The sequence below is a fragment of the Brevundimonas subvibrioides genome, assembly GCF_027271155.1.
Classification (GTDB): Bacteria; Pseudomonadota; Alphaproteobacteria; order Caulobacterales; family Caulobacteraceae; genus Brevundimonas; species Brevundimonas subvibrioides_D.
Genome location: NZ_CP114542.1, coordinates 1,962,993 through 1,981,116 on the forward strand (window position 1 = coordinate 1,962,993; position 18,124 = coordinate 1,981,116).

Consider the following 18,124-nt stretch of genomic DNA (forward strand, 5'->3'; position numbering starts at 1 on the left):
TCTCACGCCGCGCCCCCTCCTGCCGGTGCCGTGACAGGCGGGGCTGCGGTCGGCGGAGCCGGTACCGGCGTGGCGGTCGAGGGGGCCGTCGGACCGGATCGCGTCGGGGCCGCCTGTGGTCTTGAGGATCCGGGCCCGGCGGTTGCCGGGGCCCGCGCACGCCGTGCGGCCGCATCTCCGATGGCCGCGGCCTGGGTCGCGCTCGGCGCCGGCGCGGTCGCCAGTCCCGCCAGCGGAGCGGCGTTCAGGGAGTCCGGCGCGACCAGTTGGCTGAAGTCCTGGAACAGCATGATACGGACGTAATCGATCGCACCCCGATCGCTGAACAGCTTGACCCGCCAGGACCCGTCGATGCCGCGCGCTGCGACCCCGATCGGCACGCCGCGCGGAAAGCCGCCTCCGTCACCGGATGTCAGCACCCGATCGCCGGCCTGGACCGAGCCGACGCCACGCACAAACTCAAGTTTGGGATTGCCCGACCCATCGCCGGTCAACAGGGCGCGGGCGTCGGTGCGATCGATCAGCACGGGCGTGCGGCTGGCCACGTCCGTCAGCAGCAGCATCCGGCTGACCCCCCCGGTCACGCCGACGATCCGGCCCACCAGTCCCTGTTCGTTGATCACCGGGTTGCCGACCTGGATTCCCTTGGTCGACCCCGCGTCCAGCAGGCGCGCATTGACGAACGGGCCACGGGATTCCGACACCGACCGGGCAGTCGCCAGGGCGACGACCGGCTCGGTCCGCAGACCCAGCATGGCCTCGTAGCGGGCGTTCACGTTCTTCAGGGCGATGGCCTGGTCACGCCAGGGCTGGAGCTCTTTCAGTTCCTTTTTCAGTCTGCGGTTCTCGGACACCGCGAAGAAATAGCCGCCGACATAGTCAGACGCCGCCCCGGCCCAGCGCACGGGGGCGGCGAAGATGCCGTTGACCGGCCCGGCACCGGCGTCGAAGCCCGCCCGGACAGGCCCATAAGCATCCGCGTCCGCGTCATGGCGCCGATCAGCCACAATCAGCAGGATCGACGCAATAAGGGCGACCACGACCACGACCGCGGCGGTCCACACCAGCGGCACCTTGAACTGATCGAACGGTCCGTCGCGAAACGCCACGGCCTGCCTTCCCAAAAAGAGTCAGAATCGGCGGGACGCCCCCCGCCGCTGTACGCAGCCTATCGCAAAAAGCGAGCCACAATGAAACTGGCGAATTCGCTGCAATCACGGGGATTTGCAGCGAGGCTTGCGGCTGGCCCTAAAGCGCGGAGTCCAGCACGCCCTTCATCCAGCGCGGATGCTCCAGAACGCGACCGCAACCGATGGCCACGCAGGACAGCGGATCGTCGGCGACCGAAACCGGCAGGCCGGTGTGATCGCGGATCTCGGCGTCCAGACCGCGCAGCAGCGCTCCGCCGCCCGTCAGCATGATGCCCTTGTCGGCGATGTCGGCGGCCAGTTCCGGTGGCGTCGCCTCAAGCGCCACCTTGACGGCATCGATGATCTGCGAGACCGGCTCGGCCAGGGCTTCTGCGGCCTGGCGTTCGGAGATGCGAACCTCGCGGGGCACGCCCTGCATCAGGTCGCGGCCCTTGACCTCGATCGACAGGCCTTCGCCGTCGGCCGGGATGCGGGCGGTGCCGATGTCCTTCTTGATGCGCTCGGCGGTCGTCTCGCCGATCAGCAGGTTATGGTTGCGACGCATGTAGCTGATGATGCTGTCGTCCATCTTGTCGCCGCCCACGCGGACGGAACGCGAATAGACGATGCCCGACAGCGACAGCACGGCCACCTCGGTGGTGCCACCGCCGATGTCGACGACCATCGAACCCGTCGGTTCGTGGATCGGCAGGCCGGCACCGATCGCGGCGGCCATCGGCTCGTCGATCAGGCCCACGCGGCGGGCCGAGGCGTTCAGGCAGCTGTCGTTGATCGCGCGGCGCTCGACCGCCGTCGCGCCCGAGGGCACGCAGACGATGATCTTGGGGTTCACGAAGCCCTTGCGGTTATGAACCTTGCGGATGAAGTGCTTGATCATCTCCTCGGCGACTTCAAAGTCGGCGATGACCCCGTCGCGCATCGGGCGGATGGCTTCCATGTGGCCGGGCGTGCGGCCCAGCATCTGCTTGGCTTCGATACCGACGGCATGCACGATCTTGCGTCCACCGACGTTTCTGAGCGCCACGACCGAGGGCTCGTTCAGAACGATGCCCTTGCCCTTCATATAGATCAGGGTGTTGGCGGTCCCGAGGTCCATCGCAATGTCGTTGGAGATGGCGCCGAAAAGGGAGAAGCTCATGGGGGTCGGTTACCGTTCGGTTGGGGCCTTCAAGGCGCTGCAAATCATCCGGCTTCGGCGACGCCCCGTCCGATGCGTATCCCCACACGCGTCGGATTTCCTGATCGTCCTCGCCTGACCGGCTGTGCGCTCGTTTGCCCGCATGGACAGGCGATTACAAGCCCCGATGCCGCGCGAAGTCACCGCCGCGATCACGACCGGGTGACGGCTGCGCCTGGGTTTCTGCGCAAGTTTCCGAACGGTCGATCCGCAGGCCCTCCGCAGTCCGCGATTTTGGTTAATCGGGCCGGTTTTCGCGGCGCTTCACGATCTCTCGCACGGCCAGCATCAGGCCCAGCCATACCACCGCCACGCCCGCCAGAATGGCGGAGGTCCAGACGCCGTCGCCGCGAACCGCCGACATGAAGGACCCGCCGAAAAAGGCGACCAGGGCCGTCTTGGGCAGGACGCCGAGCGCGCATCCCGCCAGGAAGGCCGGAAACGAGGCCCTCGCGGCCCCGAAGGCCATGTTGACGACGATGAACGGAGCCGACGGCACATTACGGATCATGAAGCTGGCGTAGAAGGCGTTCTTGCCAACGAACCGGGCGAGACGCCCGGTCGTTCGCCCGCCCAGCTTCTCGACCGCCCGCGCAGTGGGGCCACGCCCCAACCAGTAGGTCACGCCTGCCGACACCACCGTCGCAATCCAGCTATAGGCGAACCCCGACCATGGACCGAAGGCCACGACGCTGGCGGCGATCAGGATGAACTGCGGCACGCCCAGGAAGGCCGAGACCACGAACACCACGACCACAGCCGCGAATCCGAGCGGTCCGTCGTTGAAGCCCTGCAGCCAGGCCTCCAGCCGCCCCTCGGCCTCCAGCCCCAGCGAGGCCTTGCCGACGGCGAACAAGGCGGCCACGGCTGCAAGCAGCAGCACGCTGGCCAGCAGCGCCCGCCACCGGGCGCCTTCCATGTTCAGGATGAAGTCGAGGATGCGCCGCATGGTCGCCTGCGCATACCACCGTGCCGGCCCCAAGAGCGAGCCTTGCCGTTTGATCCCGGTTTCGCAACTGCGTAAGACGAGGCACCGCTCTCCCCGGGAATCGCCGATGTCCGACCTGCAATCTGCCGCCCTCGCCCGCGTCCAGCCCTCGGCGACCCTCGCCGTCACGGCCAAGGCCCGGGAGCTGAAACGGGCCGGGCGCGACGTCATCGGCCTGGGGGCCGGGGAGCCTGATTTCGATACGCCGGACAATATCAAGGCCGCCGCCATCGCCGCCATCCAGCGCGGCGAAACGAAATACACCGACGTCGACGGTACGCCCGAGCTGAAGGCGGCGATCGTCGCCAAGTTCGCGCGGGAGAACGGCCTGACCTACACGCCGGCCCAGATCCATGTCGCCTCGGGCGGCAAGCCGGTGATCTACAACGCCCTCCTCGCCACCCTGAACGCGGGCGACGAGGTCATCGTGCCGGCCCCCTACTGGGTCAGCTATCCCGACATGGTCCTTCTGGCGGGTGGCGAGCCGGTGTTTGTCACAGGCGAGGAGTCCGACGGCTTCAAGTTGCGGCCCGAGGTTCTGGAGGCCGCGATCACGCCCCGCACCAAATGGCTGATCCTGAACAGTCCGTCCAACCCGACCGGGGCTGCCTATACCCGCGCCGAGCTGGAGGCCCTGGCCGATGTCCTGCGCCGCCATCCGCAGGTCTGGGTGCTGACCGACGACATGTATGAACACCTGACGTATGGCGAATTCGAATATACGACGATCGCCCAGATCGCGCCGGACCTCTACGACCGCACCCTGACCGTCAACGGCGTGTCCAAGGCCTATGCCATGACCGGCTGGCGCATCGGCTATGCGGGCGGCCCCAAGCCCCTGATCGACCTGATGCGCAAGGTCGCCAGCCAGACGACGTCAAACCCGTCGTCGATCAGCCAGTGGGCGGCCGTCGAGGCGCTCAACGGGACCCAGGACTTCATCGCCGAGCGTGGGGCCGCCTTCGAGAAGCGGCGCGATCTCGTCGTCTCCATGCTGAACCAGGCGACCGGCATCCGCTGCCCCAATCCGGAAGGGGCGTTCTACGTCTATCCGTCGATCGAAGGGCTGATCGGCAAGACGACCCCGGATGGCACGGTCATCAGCGACGACGAGGTCTTCACCTCGGCCCTGCTGGAAGCCGAGGGCGTGGCGGTGGTTCAGGGGGCGGCGTTCGGCCTCAGCCCCTATTTCCGGATCAGCTATGCGACATCGGAAGCGGTGCTGGAGGACGCCTGCGCCCGCATCCAACGGTTCGCAGCGAGTCTCAGATAGTCAGGGCTGCCGATCAGCTGGCCCGGCTGACGGCGAAGTCGGCGAGCTTTTCCAGCGCCGCGCGCCAATCCCCGTTCGGGAGGATCTTCAGCGCAGCCTTGGCGGCGTCGGCGTATTCGCCGGCGGTATCCAGCGTGGCCGACACCGCACCCGTACCCACGATCAGTTCGCGCGCGCGGCGGAAATCGTCATCGGTACGCTGATTGCCGTTGATGGTGCGGTCCCAGAAGGCGTCTTCCCGGCCGCGCGTGCGGGCCACAGCCAGCAGGAGCGGCATGGTCACCTTGCCTTCGCGGAAGTCGTCACCCGCGTTCTTGCCCAAGGCCTCCGACGACCCGCCGTAGTCGAGCGCGTCGTCGGCCAGCTGGAAGGCGAGACCCAGGTTGAGCCCATAGGCGCGCAGTGCCGACGTGGTCGTCTGGTCCGCGCCAACGCCGACGGCACCGGATTCGGCGGCGGCGGCGAACAGTTCGGCGGTCTTGGCCGAAATGATCCGCAGATAGGTTTCCTGATCCAGGTTCAGGTCGTGCGCCCGAGTCAGTTGCAGCACCTCGCCCTGGGCGATCACGCTGGACGCCTGGGCCAGAATGCCGAGGGCGCGAATCTGGTCGGTCTCGACCATCAGCTCGAAGGCGCGGGCGAACAGGAAGTCGCCGACCAGCACGCTGGTGGCCGATCCCCAGATCAGATGGGCCGCGACCTTGCCGCGACGGCGTTCGGACCCGTCCACGACGTCATCGTGCAGAAGGGTGGCGGTGTGAATGAACTCGACGGAGGCCGCCAGCTTCAATGCGGCCGTCAGATCGGCTTCGGGACGGCCCGCCGTGACCGAGCGGGCCGCCGCGATCGTCAGCAAGGGCCGCAGGCGTTTGCCACCCGCGGAGACGATATGCTCGGCCAGCAGCGGGATCACAGGCACGCTGGACTGCATCCGGTCCAGGATCAGGGCATCAACAGCCGCCATATCGACCTTGGCCAGCCGGGCCAGGGCCTCGGCATCGCCCCGGTCCCGGACGGGATGGGCTCGGGGCGCGGTCAAAGTGACGGCATCCAACGGAAATCTCTCTCAAACGCGGCATCGGGGAGGAGACGCCGCTTCCTTATCGCGCCCGCTTGCAGCAAACCGATCCGCCGGACAATGGTGACGCCACCATGAGGGGTCAAGCCGCGTGACCGTCGCATCTCCACCGTCCGAGGCCCAGCCGCCCGCCGAACCCACCGAGAACGCCCTGCTGGGCGGAAGGGTTCGTCTGTTGCAGGCCCGCGACGGCTATCGCGCGGGGATGGACGCCGCCCTGCTGGCCGCGGCCGTGCCGGCGAGGCCGGGCGAGCGGGTGCTGGAAGCCGGATGCGGGGTCGGTGCCGTCCTGACCCAGATCGCAGCGCGCCGGTCCGGCGTTCTGCTGACCGGGGTCGAGCGCGACGCGGCGGCGGTCGATCTGGGTGGGCGGAACGTCATCCTGAACGGCCTGCAAGACCGGATGGTCGTGAGCCACGGCGACGTCGCCGCCGGTTTCGCGGCGCTGGAACTCGCCCGGTTCGACTGGGCCGTCAGCAATCCCCCCTTCTTCGATGACGAAGCCGCCCTTCGCGCGCCCTCCCCCGCGAAACGCAGCGCCTGGATCGCCGACGACGGACTGGCGGTCTGGACGCGATTCCTGACCGACGGCACCCGCGACGGCGGCCGGATCGTGATCATCCACCGCGCTGACCGCCTGGCCGACCTGCTGGCCCTGCTGGGCGAGCGTTGCGGGTCGTTCGCCATCCAGCCGATCCAGCCGTTCGCGGACCAGCCTGCGAAGCGGGTCCTGATCCAGGCCATCCGCGGCGGCCGCGCCCCCTTGCGGCTGCTGCCCGCCCTCGTCCTGCACGACCGGTCCGGGGCCAAGCATACCGCCGAGGTGGAGGCGATTCTCCGCGGCGAAGCGGATATCGCCCTGTGACCACCTGAGGACCTGGAGTCTCCCGGACGAAAAAAGCGACTCCAACTTCTCCAGGGCGGCGGCCGTGGCCGGATGGAAGCGTGCAGCATAACCGGACGATGCGTCAGAATCGGACACGATGTACGGACCCGTTGCCAGGCCGCGCCCGGCCGCGCATCAATCACCCATGCGCCTGATCCTTTTCCTCGCCGCCCTTCTGTTCGCCCTGCCCGCACAGGCACAGGAGGCGTTGCTGCTGCGCCCCGACCGGGTCTTCGACGGCGTCGATCCCCGCCCTCATGCGGGGTGGACTGTCCTGCTGCGCGGGAACCGGATCGAGGCCGCCGGCCCGGACGTCGCGGTCCCTGCCGACGCTCGCGTCATCGACCTGCCGGGCCAGACCCTGATGCCGGGGATGATCGAGGGTCATTCGCACCTGTTCCTGCACCCGTACAACGAGACGCCGTGGGACGATCAGGTGCTGCACGAGCCGCTTGCCCTGCGGACCGCGCGGGCCGTGAATCATGCACGCGCCACCCTGATGGCCGGCTTCACCACCGTGCGCGACCTGGGCACCGAGGGCGCGGGCTATGCCGATGTCGGACTGCGCCGCGCGATCAATGAAGGCATCGTGCCGGGGCCGCGCATGCTGGTCGCCACCCGGGCGATCGTTGCCACCGGGGCCTACGGGCCAAAGGGATTCGAGCCCGGCGTCGAGGTGCCGCTGGGGGCCGAGGAGGCCGACGGCACGGACCTGGTCCGCGTGGTCCGCAGCCAGATCGGGGCCGGAGCCGACCTGATCAAACTGTATGCCGACTATCGCTGGGGTCCCGGCGAACCCAGCCGCCCGACCTTCTCGCAAGCCGAACTGACCGAGGCGGTCGAGGCCGCCCATTCCGCAGGCCGTCAGGTCGCGGTCCATGCCGGAACAGCCGAGGGCATGCGTCGCGCGATCCTCGCCGGTGCCGACACCCTCGAACACGGCGATGCAGGAACACCGGAGATTTTCCGCCTAATGGCCCGGCACGGCACGGCCCTGTGCCCCACCCTGGCGGCGACCGAATCGATCACCCGCTATCGCGGCTGGGACGGGGCCGAGCCCGCGCCGCAGAACGTCCTGACCAAGCGGGAAGCCTTCGCAGCCGCCCGCGCCGCCGGGGTCGCGATCTGCATGGGGGGTGACGTCGGGGTCTATGCCCATGGCGACAATGCACTCGAGATGGAACTCATGGTGGCCGCCGGGATGCCCGCCGCCGAGGTTCTGATCGCCGCAACCTCGGGCAATGCCGCGATCTTCGACCTGACCGATCGCGGAGCGATCCGGCCCGGTCTGCTGGCGGACCTCGTGGCCGTCGAGGGGGACCCGACCACCCGGATCGCTGCCGTTCGCAGGGTCCGGCTGGTGATCAAGGACGGTGAGATCGTCGAGCCCTGATCCTGTCCCTCCCCGCCCGGGCACGGCACGGGGGACACGGCCGGAACGCAGGATAGATCGCCCTGCCCGCCCCACCCGCTCGCTGTGCGATCTGCCCTCCCCCGAGGGGGAGGGAGAGGCTAAGAGACGTCCATGTCCCTGCGCCCCCTCTTCGTCACCCAGGTCTATGAGGCCACCCTGGCCGCCACACCGGGGTTCGAATCCTTCAACGCCGGCCTTTCCGACGCCTGCCGCATGCTGGCCATCGAGGACGGGGCCGGCCGGGCCTGGTGCAAGGCGCACGGCTATCGCGGCTATACCTCCTACGGCTCATTGAACGACCTGCCCCAGCGCCTGCCCGAGTTCGCCGAGCTGAAGAAGCATCTGGACCGCCACGCCCTGGCCTATGCCCGTGCTCTGAATTTCGACCTGGCCAGGAAGCCCCGGCTCGACACCATGTGGGTCAATATCCTGAAGCCCGGTGGGGGCCATTCCGGCCATATCCATCCGCACGCCTTCCTGTCCGGCACCGTCTATGTCGAGGTCCCCGACGGCGCCTCGGCCCTGAAGCTGGAGGATCCCCGCCTGCCGATGATGATGGCCCGCCCCGGCGTCGATCCCGATGCGCCGCAGTCCGAGCAGCCGTTCGTCTATCTGGCTCCCCGGGCCGGCACCGTGCTGATGTGGGAAAGCTGGCTGCGGCACGAGGTGCCGATGAACGCGGCCAGGTCCGACCGAATCTCCATCAGTTTCAACTATGCCTGACGCCGAACCCGCCGCACGCGCAACCTTTCCCGGCGTCTGCCTCGTCACCGGGGCCGCGTCCGGCATCGGTGCGGCGACGGCCAGACGTCTGGCCGCAGATGGCGCCTCGGCACTGGTGCTGGTCGACCGGAACGGCGAGGCGCTTCATGCCCTTGGTGACGAGCTGGAGCAGGCCTCGGGGATCGCCCTCCATCTGTGCCATCAGGACATTCTCAGCGAAGACGGCTGGGATGGCATAGAACATACCGTCAGGCACCAGTGGGGCGGACTGGACAGCGTTGTGGCCAATGCGGGTGTTTCCGACGCAGGGTCCATCGCCGAGCTTTCGCTTGAGGCCTGGCGATCGGTCCTGTCCGTGAACCTGGACGGCACGTTCCTGACGCTGCGAACGGCCCTGCGCCTCTTGCGGGATGGAGGGTCGGTGGTGGTGGTGTCCTCCGCCTCTGCCGTCAAGGCACAGCCGGGCACGGCCGCCTATGGCGCATCCAAGGCCGCCGGACTTCAACTGGCCCGCGTGGCTGCAAGGGAGGGCGCGATGCGGGGCATCCGGGTCAATGCAATCCTGCCCGGCGGGGTCGAAACGCCGATCTGGCAGAGTGTTCCGGCCTTCAGCGACCTGGTCGCGGAAACCGGATCGGAACAGGCCGCCTTCGACAGGATGGCCAGTTTCGCCACACCGCTGGGTCACTATGCCAAACCCGACGAGATCGCAGGCCAGATCGCCTTCCTGCTGTCGCCCGCCGCCCGCTCCATGACCGGTTCTGCGCTTGTCGTGGACGGGGGTTACATGCTCTGAGGCCGGTGTAACCTTCCCCGCGTCCCGCACGAACCTCCCGGTGACCGTGACCGACCGCGAAGCGCATCTTCAGTCCCTCATGCTGCGTGGCCTCGATGGCGACGCGAGCGCGTGGCGCGTGCTGCTGACCGATCTGGGCGCGCATCTGCGGCCCTTCTTCGCCCGTCGGCTGTTCGACGGGGGGGCGGATGCCGAGGACCTGGTGCAGGAAACCCTGATCGCCATCCATGCCAAGCGGACGACCTGGGACCGCAACCAGCCCTTCAGCGGATGGGCCTATGCGATCGCGCGGCACAAGCTGATCGACCATCTGCGCCGACGCGGCCGCCGCCCGACGCATCCGCTGGACGAGGCGTCGGAGCTGTTCGCCGACCATACGGTGGAGGACGGCGCGACCCGGGCCGACCTGTCGCGCTGCCTGTCCCTGCTGCCCGCCCGCCAGCGCCGCCTGATCGAGGACGTCCGCCTGAAGGGCCTGACCGTCGCCGAGGCCGCCGCCAATCACGGCTACACCCTGACCGCGGCCAAGGTCAGTATCCACCGCAGCCTGAAATCCCTGAACGCCCGCTTTGCGCCCGCGTCCCCCGACGGAGGCGACCATGAAGACTGAAGACCTGATCGACGCCCTGGCCGTCGACCTGCCGCCGTCCGGCCGCCGCGAGATCGAGCGCCGCCTGCTGCTGCGGCTGATCCCCGCCGGCCTCGCGGTGCTGGCCGGCGTCGGGCTTTGGCTCGGGTTCCGCAGCGATCTGGCCACCGCCATGATCGGCCCGACCTTCTGGGCCAAGGCGGCCTATACGGGCGGCCTGGCTTTCGCCGCCTTCTGGCTGCTGGCGCGTCTTGGCCGTCCCGGTGCGAGCGCGAAAGCGCCGCTGATGGTTCTGGCCGCCCTGCTGGCGGCCGTCGCGGCGCTCGCGATCTTCGAGCTGGTCACCATGCCGATGCCGGAACGGATGCCCGCCCTGATGGGCGACAGCGCCCGGGTCTGCGCGCCCAACATCCTGCTGCTCAGCGCCCTGGCGGCCCCGTTCGTCTTCTGGACCGCCCGCGCCTTCGCGCCGACGCGCCCCGCTCTGGCGGGGGCGGCCGCCGGGCTCCTGACGGCCGGGCTGGCCACGACCCTGTACGGACTGCACTGCCCCGAACACACGGCGCCGTTCGTCGCCGTCTGGTATTCGCTGGGCATGGGGCTGGCGACGGGCATCGGAGCCATCGCGGGACGGTTCGTGTTTCGCTGGTAGATCGCCTGATCCGCCTTCAATCCGCCGTGCCGATGGCCCAGGTCATTTGCCACCCGGCGCGCGGGTCGCTACATCGCGCCCCTACCTCCCATCCGATTTTGACGACAGGGCGCACCGCACCTCATGGCGCAGCAATACATTTTCCAGATGCAGGGTCTGACCAAGACCTTTCCCGGCGGCAAGAAGATCTTCGAGAACATCTGGCTGAGCTTCTACAACGACGCCAAGATCGGCGTCGTCGGGGTCAATGGCTCGGGCAAATCGACCCTGCTGAAGATCATGGCCGGCATCGACCCGGAGTTCAGCGGCGAGGCCAAGGCCGCCGACGGCGTCAAACGCGGCTATCTGGAACAGGAACCCCACCTGGACGAGGCCCTGAATGTCCGCGAGAACGTCGAGGCCTGGTGCGAGGAGAAGCAGTGGGTCAATCGCTTCAACGCCATCGCCATGGAGATGGCCGAAAACTACTCCGACGAACTGATGGAGGAGATGACCTCGCTCCAGGAGAAGATCGACGCCGGCGACGTCTGGGACATCGACAGCCGCATCGAGATGGCCATGGACGCCCTGCGCTGCCCGCCCGATGACTGGGCGGTGACCAACCTGTCCGGCGGCGAAAAGCGCCGCGTCGCCCTGGCGCGCCTGCTGCTGTCCAAGCCCGACATGCTGCTGCTGGACGAACCGACCAACCACCTCGACGCCGAGAGCGTCGCCTGGCTGCAGCACCACCTGGAGGCCTTCCCGGGCTGCGTCATCCTGGTGACCCACGACCGCTATTTCCTGGACCTGGTGACCAAGTGGACGCTGGAGCTCGATCGCGGAAAGGGCATTCCCTACGAGGGCAACTACTCCGGCTGGCTGGAGCAGAAGCAGAAGCGCGTCGTCCAGGAGCAATCGGAATCCGAGGCCCGTCAGCGCGCCCTGACCCGCGAACTGGAATGGGTGCGCTCCGGTGCCAAGGCCCGTCAGGCCAAGTCCAAGGCGCGTCTGGCGGCCTATGAGCGGATGGTGACCGAGCAGGAGAGCCTGCGCGGGGCCCAGACCCACGCCCACATCCAGATCCCGCCCGGACCGCGTCTGGGCAATGTCGTGCTGGAGGTCGAGGGGCTGCAGAAGTCGTATGGCGACAAGCTGCTGTTCGACAACCTGACCTTCAAGCTGCCGCCCAACGGCATCGTCGGCGTCATCGGCCCGAACGGCGCCGGCAAATCGACCATGTTCAAGCTGATCACCGGCCAGGAAACGCCGGACGGCGGGAGCATCAAGGTGGGGGAGACGGTCAAGCTGGCCTATGTCGACCAGTCGCGCGACGCGCTGGACCCGAATAAGACCATCTGGGAAGAGATCAGTGGCGGCACCGATGTGATGATGGTCGGCAAGCGCGAGATCAACACCCGCGCCTATGTCGGCAGCTTCAACTTCAAGGGCGGCGACCAGCAGAAGAAGGTCGGTCAGCTGTCGGGCGGTGAGCGCAACCGCGTCCACCTGGCCAAGACCCTGGCGACCGGCGGCAATCTGATCCTGCTCGACGAACCGACCAACGACCTGGACATCGAGACCCTTCAGAACCTGGAAGAGGCGCTGGAGGAGTTCGCCGGCTGCGCCGTGGTCATCTCCCACGACCGCTGGTTCCTCGACCGTCTGGCCACCCACATCCTGGCCTTCGAGGGCGACAGCCACGTCGAATGGTTCGAGGGCAATTTCGAAGCCTATGAAGAGGACAAGAAGCGCCGCCTCGGCACCGACGCCCTGATCCCGCATCGGATCAAGTTCCAGAAGTTCGGGCGGTAAGGCTCCGGACCTGAAAACAAAAAAGGGGACCGGGCTGCGGCCCGGTCCCCTTTTCTTTTTCGCGTCAGAACGCCGGGATCAGCCGAAGGCGCGAGCCGGTTCGATCTCGGCCACCGGGCGCGTCGCCGGGAACAGCACGGCAGGCGACACCGCGACCGCGTCCTCGTCCGGGGTGACCATCCAGCCCTTGCGGCCGAAGGCCTCGCCCACGGCGCGGCGCGAGGTGAAGACGGCGATCGGGGCGGCGAACAGCAGCGGCAGGACGATCGGGGCGAACCAGGTCGCCAGGTCGGGACGGATGAACAGGCCGGCCGCGAACATCACGCCCGTGACCATCTGCCAGCGCATGGCGGTGAAGGCATCCTTCCAGGCCAGGCCATCGGCGCTGCGTTGCTGGGCCGACCAGCCGGCGTCATGGCCGCTGACGATCTTGATGACGGCGATGGTGTTGGCAACCATCAGGATGGGGGCCAGGGCGGCCGACAGGGCGATCTCCAGCGCCATGCCCTTGAGGATCTGACGGGTGCCGCCGAAGGCCTTGCGCTCGCCGGGACGGGTCAGGACCAGAATAAAGCCCATCAGCTTGGGCCCCATCAGCATCACGCCACCCAGCAGTGAAGCCAGCATGAAGGGCGAGAACTGGGGGTTCAGGATGTAGAAGAACGACGTCCAGTCGACCGGACCCTGCAGCTGCATGGCCATGCCGACGATCAGCGAGGCCAGCCACAGCGGCGACGACAGATAGGCCATGCAGCCCATGGCCAGTTGCAAGCGGCTGATGGGGTTCAGACCCGGGGCACCGATCAGGGCCAGATGCTGCAGATTGCCCTGGCACCAGCGGTGATCACGGCGGATGAAGTCGGTCAGGGTCGGCGGCGTCTCTTCGCAGCTGCCGTCCAGAGCGGCCGTGACGTGAACGGCCCAGCCCGCGCGGCGCAGCAGGGCGGCCTCGACGACGTCGTGGCTCATGATGTGGCCACCGAAGGGCTTGCGGCCCTCAAGCTCGGGCAGGCCGGCGCAGTCGGCGAAGGCGCGGGTGCGCAGGATGGCGTTGTGGCCCCAGTAGCTGGCCTCCGAACCCGCCCACCAGGCGAGGCCGGCAGCCGCGACGCGGCCGTACAGGCGCACGCCGAACTGGGACACGCGCGCGAACAGGGTCTGGGCCTTGATGATGGTCGGGGCGGTCTGGATCAGGCCGACGCCGGGGTTGCGCTCCATGGCGTCGACCAGACGCAGCACGGTCTCGCCGGCCATGGTCGAGTCGGCATCCAGCACGATCATGAAGTCGTAGGCACCGCCGAAGGTGCGGGTCCAGTCGGCGATGTTGCCGGCCTTGCGTTCGATGTTCTCGGTCCGGCGGCGATAGTAGAGCTGGCTGCCGGCGTGAGCGCGCAGGGCCATGCAGGCTGACAGTTCGGCAATGGCGGCCTCGTCCCTTGTCGAATCGCTGAGCACGAACAGGTCGAAGGCGTCCGAAGCCCCCAGGCGGGCCAGGGAGGCATCGAGCGCGCCGAGGCGGGCCAGGGCCGCGCGGGCGTCCTCGTTGTAGAGCGGCATCAGCAAGGCCGTCCGGCGCGTCGGCAGCGGCGGATAGGGCGCGAAATCCATGTCGTCCTGCTCGCGGCCCGTCAGCATGACCACGAGGCCCGCGAAGGTGCTGCAGAACCAGCAGGCGATGGCCAGGATCAGGACGGCGAAGATGGCCAGGGCCAGGATCTCGAGCGGCTGAAACCCTTCGCGCGCGCACAAGATCACGGGCGCGATCAGGGCCAGCAGAGCCACGACGACCGTGGCCCCGAAGACGATGAACCGACGGGTCAGCAGCCCGTCCGGACGCGTCTCTAGGCGAGCGGTCACCTGACGGTCGGCGTCGTCGAACGTCTGGCGCGGCATCGCAAGCGGGGCCTGCTCAGGCAGCCAGCCGCTGACACCGGTGAAGGCCGAAAAGATCTCGACCTGGTCATCGGACTGATAGACACGTGCCGTCGAGCCTTGGCCGCTCATGGAAGCTCCCTTTCGGGTCGCAAGGCACCAACCGGACGCGGTTGTTGCGATGCAACATCGCGGGCACTTTCAATCACTCTTGCGCGATTTTCAATCACGGAATGGTGATCGCGTGATTTTTCTTGGGCGATCAGGCGTCGTCGATCGATGCGGTGTCGGAATCCAGGGCTCTGCCGAGAAGCCAGGCCGCCACGCCAACCCACCCGACCAGCACGATGGCAAAGGCCCGTTCCCAGTAGCCGACGTTGAAATCGTTGACTGTTCCGGGAAAGATCATGTGTTTGGTCATGACCGTCAGCACGACCATGGCGAGGAAGGCGGCGAGCAGGAACTGTTTGAGACGAAGGAACCCTGCTGCGTTCCGCAAGGCAAACAGCAGGAACACCGGCGCCAGCTGGATCCCCAGACCCAGGTTGATGGCCATGTGTCGCGGGTCCGGCCATGCGTACAGGCTGGAAATCACGAGGCCGATCCCCGCCAGCACGAACAGCAGACCGATCAGGACCGCCGATACGACCGAGCGGGTCAGGATCACGACGGCCAGCCCGAAGCCCCCACCCGCGAACCCCGTCATGACCCCGGCGAACAGGACCCCGGCGTTGAAGATCACCGGATAGGTCGCCGTCGCGCCGCCCAGTTCGCTGAGATACTGACGGGCATGATCGAAGTCGGCGTAGCAGGCGGCGGCGACAAGCACGGCCAGGAGCGCCACGAGCGGTGCGGCCACCCCGACGGACAGCAGCGTCCGCGCGACCTTGCGCCGGTCGATGGCCGCGAGGGTCATCACGCCTTGTCCGGTCGGACCGCAATCACGGCCGCAGCGACCGGCCGCGCAGCCGTGGATGGCTTGAGCCCCCAGATCGGGCGGATCAGCGGAATCCGGCGCACGATCTCGTAGATCGCCAGACTGCCGCCGATCGTGATGACGGTCAGAACGCCGGCCTCCAGGGGCGCGGCCCAACCCAGGGGGCCGATGAACCACAGTCCCACCACCAGGATCGTCTGGTGGGCCAGATAGCAGGTGAAGACCGCGTCGCTGAGATACCGCAACACGCGGCTGTCGCGCTGGCGCAGGTACAGGCTGCCGAACCCCAGGATGGTGCAGATCACGGCCCACTGGTCGATCGCGAAAACCAGGTTTCGCGGCACGCCCCAGAAGGCCCCTCCCCCCGGATGCGCGGTCTGCAGCATCATGACGGGCAGGGCCAGGCCGGCGATGCCCAGGCCGAGCCAGCGATATCGCTCCAGATCGCGCCACACGGACTCCTGCCGCACGACCAGAAAGCCGAACAGGAAGGCGCCCAGGGACAGGGCATGATTGTACCAGTCATGGGTCAGGGTGTTGGTCACGCCGATCAGCGGAAACACCGCCAGGCGGATGAAGACCAGATAGGCCATCGGCACGACAACCACCCGCCAGCCAGCCAAAGCCTGCGCCAGCACCGCTTCGGCCCGCGCCAGCAGCATCGGGCGCATCATCATCAGCACCACGACCCCGCTGTAGACCGCGATATAGACGATGAACCACAGATGGTTGACAGGAACGCCGTCGCCGAGGCCCGACAGGCTGAACTCGTGCCACCACCAGGCGGCGAAATTGCCGGACCAGCCGCCCTTGTCCAAGGCCTCGATCCACGACTGGATCGGCACCAGGACCAGGGTCCCGAACAAAAGGGGCGGGATCAGACGCTCGGCCCGGGCCCGGGCCACCTGTCCGGCGCTCCGGCGCGCGGTCATGAACCGAAGCGCAGCCCCCGAAACCAGAAACAACAGCGTCAGTCGCCACGGATTGGTGACCAGCACGCCCTCGCGCATCCATTCGAAGGTGTGACGGCTGTGGACGTGCCAGTCATAGGGCGCATAGGCGAGGCCGACGTGATACAGGATCAGCAGCCCGAAAGCGGACACCCGGATCCAGTCCAGATCGAGGCGACGGACGGGTGCGGCGGCAGGAGTCACTCCGCGTCTATGATCGACCGGCCCCGCCCTGTCCACGCCGCCCGGCCACGGATTGCCGCGGCGGTTTCACCGGACGACGACGCGATAGGTCTCCGTCCGGGCGGGCGGCGTCCCCTGTTCCCAGGCGCGTCGATAGGTGAAGGTCAGGGTCGCGGTGCCGGGGCGCGCTGCGAAAAAGCGCCAGTGCGTCGTGCCGCCCACGCCGACCATCCCGGGGGCGTGCGGCTCGACGATCTCCTCACCGAAGGGGGTGCCGGGCGTCAGGATGCCGCTTTCGACATCGGACACCTGCCACTGGTATCCGGTGGTGCTGTTGCTATCGAGCGCCACCGCCATCGTCTGTCCGACGCGCAACCGGGTCTCCCCGCCCTTCACCCCTTCGACATCGCCGTTCACGGGCATCGCTCCGGTCCCTCCTTCCAATCCACGGGCGGTGGCGCTGCACCCGGTCAGAAGCGCGACGGCGAGGAACGATGCGGTGATGACTTTCATGAGAGCTCCCTGGGCGGGCGAACCGCCGTCCTGATCCAGCCTAGACGCCTTGCACGGTGTTCGGCGACCCTCTTTTTCCTGACCGCCGACTGGTTCCTGAACAGCGTCAAGTCTAGAAGCACAGCCATGCCGCATCGTCCCGCCGTCCTGATCATGCAGCCCGCCCTGGGTCTGCTGACACCATTTCTGGAAACCGCCTATCGCGTGTTTCGGCTCTGGGAAGGCCCGCCGGTCGAGGCCCAGGCTGACATCCAGGCCGTCGTCGTGATCGGCGAAGCGCCGCTGGATACGGCCGTGCTGGAGCGTCTGCCGAACCTGAAGCTCATCGCCTGCTTCACGTCGGGCTATGACGGCATCGATCTGGACTGGTGCGCCGCGCGAGGCCTGCCGGTCACCCATGCGCCCGCCGTCAATCACGAGGACGTGGCCGATCATGCGCTGGGACTGATTCTGGCGGCCCGCCGAAAGATCCTCGCGGGCGACCGCACACTGAGGGACGGCAACTGGCGAATGGAAAGCCGGCTGATGACACCGTCCATGAAGGGTCAGCGGGTCGGAATTGTCGGCCTGGGCCTGATCGGCGACGCCGTCGCACGCCGGGTGCAGGTGATGGGCTGCGAGGTCGCCTGGTGGGGGCCACGCGACAAACCCTCGCCCTGGCCCCGCAACGCCAGTCTGCTGGAACTCGCGCGAAACAGCGACATACTGGTCGTCGCCTGCCGGGCTGACGAGACGAACCGGGGCCTGATCTCGGCCGAGGTGCTCAGGGCGCTTGGCCCGAACGGGCTTCTGGTCAACGTCGCACGGGGACAGATCGTGGACGAGGAGGCCCTGATCGCGGCCCTGCGGTCCGGCACCCTGGGTCAGGCGGCGCTGGACGTCTTCGAGACCGAGCCTGTCGATGCGGCGCGCTGGGCCGACGTGCCCAACACCGTCCTGACGCCGCACACGGCCGGGGCCACGACCGAGGCGGTGCAGGGCATGCTGGGCCTGTTGATGCGCAACCTGGCCGCAGCGGTAGCGGACGAACCCCTGATCACGCCGGTCGTCCCGACAGTCTGACGCCTGTTGCGGAAGGTTGATCGAACGCGCGAGGATAGAGGCCTCATCGGAGCCCGCTCTTGACCGACCAGACCGACGACATCACGCGC

17 protein-coding genes are annotated in these 18,124 nt (G+C 67.8%); 9 read left to right on the forward strand and 8 right to left on the reverse strand.

What is annotated here, in order from left to right:
* Positions 1-2: 2 nt before the first annotated feature.
* The 3 genes from mreC to O3139_RS09955 all read right to left on the reverse strand — a co-directional run bounded on the left by mreC (position 3) and on the right by O3139_RS09955 (position 3,277).
* Positions 3-1,109, reverse strand: coding sequence for a rod shape-determining protein MreC (gene mreC / locus O3139_RS09945; RefSeq protein ID WP_269513922.1), 1,107 nt, complete (start codon positions 1,107-1,109; stop codon positions 3-5).
* Between the two features lie 139 nt (positions 1,110-1,248).
* On the reverse strand, positions 1,249-2,289 hold the full coding sequence (locus O3139_RS09950) for a rod shape-determining protein (protein WP_013269710.1): 1,041 nt from the start codon (positions 2,287-2,289) through the stop codon (positions 1,249-1,251).
* 277 nt (positions 2,290-2,566) lie between these two features.
* Positions 2,567-3,277: a TVP38/TMEM64 family protein gene (locus tag O3139_RS09955; protein ID WP_269513924.1), complete on the reverse strand. Its 711-nt coding sequence runs from the start codon at positions 3,275-3,277 to the stop codon at positions 2,567-2,569.
* Between the two features lie 106 nt (positions 3,278-3,383).
* On the opposite strand from O3139_RS09955, the gene O3139_RS09960 reads away from it, so the two are divergent.
* Positions 3,384-4,589 carry a pyridoxal phosphate-dependent aminotransferase gene (locus O3139_RS09960; RefSeq protein WP_269513925.1) on the forward strand — a complete coding sequence of 402 codons (1,206 nt, stop codon included), beginning with the start codon at positions 3,384-3,386 and terminating at the stop codon, positions 4,587-4,589.
* A 13-nt stretch (positions 4,590-4,602) separates the two neighbouring features.
* Here the strand turns inward: O3139_RS09960 and O3139_RS09965 are convergent, their stop codons facing one another.
* Complete coding sequence (locus tag O3139_RS09965; RefSeq protein ID WP_420022312.1) at positions 4,603-5,643, reverse strand: polyprenyl synthetase family protein; 1,041 nt, start codon at positions 5,641-5,643, stop codon at positions 4,603-4,605.
* 115 nt (positions 5,644-5,758) lie between these two features.
* Between O3139_RS09965 and O3139_RS09970 the strand changes: the two genes are divergently transcribed.
* The 7 genes from O3139_RS09970 to ettA all read left to right on the forward strand — a co-directional run bounded on the left by O3139_RS09970 (position 5,759) and on the right by ettA (position 12,518).
* Positions 5,759-6,532, forward strand: a complete 774-nt coding sequence (locus O3139_RS09970) for a tRNA1(Val) (adenine(37)-N6)-methyltransferase (protein WP_269513926.1) — start codon at positions 5,759-5,761, stop codon at positions 6,530-6,532.
* 166 nt (positions 6,533-6,698) lie between these two features.
* Positions 6,699-7,946, forward strand: coding sequence for a metal-dependent hydrolase family protein (locus tag O3139_RS09975; protein WP_269513927.1), 1,248 nt, complete (start codon positions 6,699-6,701; stop codon positions 7,944-7,946).
* 132 nt (positions 7,947-8,078) lie between these two features.
* Positions 8,079-8,690, forward strand: coding sequence for a TIGR02466 family protein (locus O3139_RS09980; RefSeq protein WP_269513929.1), 612 nt, complete (start codon positions 8,079-8,081; stop codon positions 8,688-8,690).
* The gene (locus O3139_RS09985; RefSeq protein WP_269513931.1) at positions 8,683-9,486 is read left to right on the forward strand and encodes an SDR family NAD(P)-dependent oxidoreductase; all 804 of its coding nucleotides are present in this window, start codon (positions 8,683-8,685) and stop codon (positions 9,484-9,486) included. The genes O3139_RS09980 and O3139_RS09985 overlap by 8 nt, the downstream gene beginning before the upstream one ends.
* A 40-nt stretch (positions 9,487-9,526) precedes the next feature.
* Positions 9,527-10,096: a sigma-70 family RNA polymerase sigma factor gene (locus O3139_RS09990; RefSeq protein ID WP_332108836.1), complete on the forward strand. Its 570-nt coding sequence runs from the start codon at positions 9,527-9,529 to the stop codon at positions 10,094-10,096.
* Positions 10,086-10,727, forward strand: a complete 642-nt coding sequence (locus O3139_RS09995) for a DUF1109 domain-containing protein (RefSeq protein ID WP_269513933.1) — start codon at positions 10,086-10,088, stop codon at positions 10,725-10,727. The genes O3139_RS09990 and O3139_RS09995 overlap by 11 nt, the downstream gene beginning before the upstream one ends.
* A gap of 123 nt (positions 10,728-10,850) precedes the next feature.
* Entirely contained in the window at positions 10,851-12,518 is a 1,668-nt protein-coding gene (gene ettA / locus O3139_RS10000) for an energy-dependent translational throttle protein EttA (protein WP_269513934.1), read from the forward strand.
* Between the two features lie 78 nt (positions 12,519-12,596).
* Here ettA and mdoH read toward each other — a convergent pair whose 3' ends face one another.
* The 4 genes from mdoH to O3139_RS10020 all read right to left on the reverse strand — a co-directional run bounded on the left by mdoH (position 12,597) and on the right by O3139_RS10020 (position 16,973).
* Entirely contained in the window at positions 12,597-14,522 is a 1,926-nt protein-coding gene (mdoH, locus tag O3139_RS10005; protein ID WP_269513936.1) for a glucans biosynthesis glucosyltransferase MdoH, read from the reverse strand.
* A gap of 130 nt (positions 14,523-14,652) precedes the next feature.
* Positions 14,653-15,306 (reverse strand): DUF998 domain-containing protein, encoded by a 654-nt coding sequence (locus O3139_RS10010; protein WP_269513938.1) that lies wholly within the window; start codon positions 15,304-15,306, stop codon positions 14,653-14,655.
* Positions 15,306-16,481, reverse strand: coding sequence for an acyltransferase family protein (locus O3139_RS10015; RefSeq protein ID WP_269513940.1), 1,176 nt, complete (start codon positions 16,479-16,481; stop codon positions 15,306-15,308). The genes O3139_RS10010 and O3139_RS10015 overlap by 1 nt, the downstream gene beginning before the upstream one ends.
* 66 nt (positions 16,482-16,547) lie before the next feature.
* Positions 16,548-16,973 carry a protease inhibitor I42 family protein gene (locus tag O3139_RS10020; RefSeq protein WP_269513941.1) on the reverse strand — a complete coding sequence of 142 codons (426 nt, stop codon included), beginning with the start codon at positions 16,971-16,973 and terminating at the stop codon, positions 16,548-16,550.
* 126 nt (positions 16,974-17,099) lie between these two features.
* On the opposite strand from O3139_RS10020, the gene O3139_RS10025 reads away from it, so the two are divergent.
* A complete protein-coding gene (locus O3139_RS10025) occupies positions 17,100-18,035 on the forward strand; it encodes a 2-hydroxyacid dehydrogenase (protein WP_269513942.1) in 936 nt (311 codons plus the stop codon).
* Positions 18,036-18,124: the final 89 nt, after the last annotated feature.

What these genes read in the sequence shown, in the direction of transcription:
- O3139_RS09960 (WP_269513925.1), top strand. Translation starts at nt 3,384, where the DNA reads ATGTCCGACCTGCAATCTGCCGCCCTCGCCCGCGTCCAGCCCTCGGCG.
- O3139_RS09980 (WP_269513929.1), top strand. Translation starts at nt 8,079, where the DNA reads ATGTCCCTGCGCCCCCTCTTCGTCACCCAGGTCTATGAGGCCACCCTG.
- O3139_RS09955 (WP_269513924.1), bottom strand. Translation starts at nt 3,277, where the DNA reads ATGCGGCGCATCCTCGACTTCATCCTGAACATGGAAGGCGCCCGGTGG.
- O3139_RS09975 (WP_269513927.1), top strand. Translation starts at nt 6,699, where the DNA reads ATGCGCCTGATCCTTTTCCTCGCCGCCCTTCTGTTCGCCCTGCCCGCA.
- O3139_RS09950 (WP_013269710.1), bottom strand. Translation starts at nt 2,289, where the DNA reads ATGAGCTTCTCCCTTTTCGGCGCCATCTCCAACGACATTGCGATGGAC.
- O3139_RS09985 (WP_269513931.1), top strand. Translation starts at nt 8,683, where the DNA reads ATGCCTGACGCCGAACCCGCCGCACGCGCAACCTTTCCCGGCGTCTGC.
- O3139_RS10020 (WP_269513941.1), bottom strand. Translation starts at nt 16,973, where the DNA reads ATGAAAGTCATCACCGCATCGTTCCTCGCCGTCGCGCTTCTGACCGGG.
- O3139_RS10025 (WP_269513942.1), top strand. Translation starts at nt 17,100, where the DNA reads ATGCCGCATCGTCCCGCCGTCCTGATCATGCAGCCCGCCCTGGGTCTG.
- ettA (WP_269513934.1), top strand. Translation starts at nt 10,851, where the DNA reads ATGGCGCAGCAATACATTTTCCAGATGCAGGGTCTGACCAAGACCTTT.
- mdoH (WP_269513936.1), bottom strand. Translation starts at nt 14,522, where the DNA reads ATGAGCGGCCAAGGCTCGACGGCACGTGTCTATCAGTCCGATGACCAG.
- O3139_RS10010 (WP_269513938.1), bottom strand. Translation starts at nt 15,306, where the DNA reads ATGACCCTCGCGGCCATCGACCGGCGCAAGGTCGCGCGGACGCTGCTG.
- O3139_RS09995 (WP_269513933.1), top strand. Translation starts at nt 10,086, where the DNA reads ATGAAGACTGAAGACCTGATCGACGCCCTGGCCGTCGACCTGCCGCCG.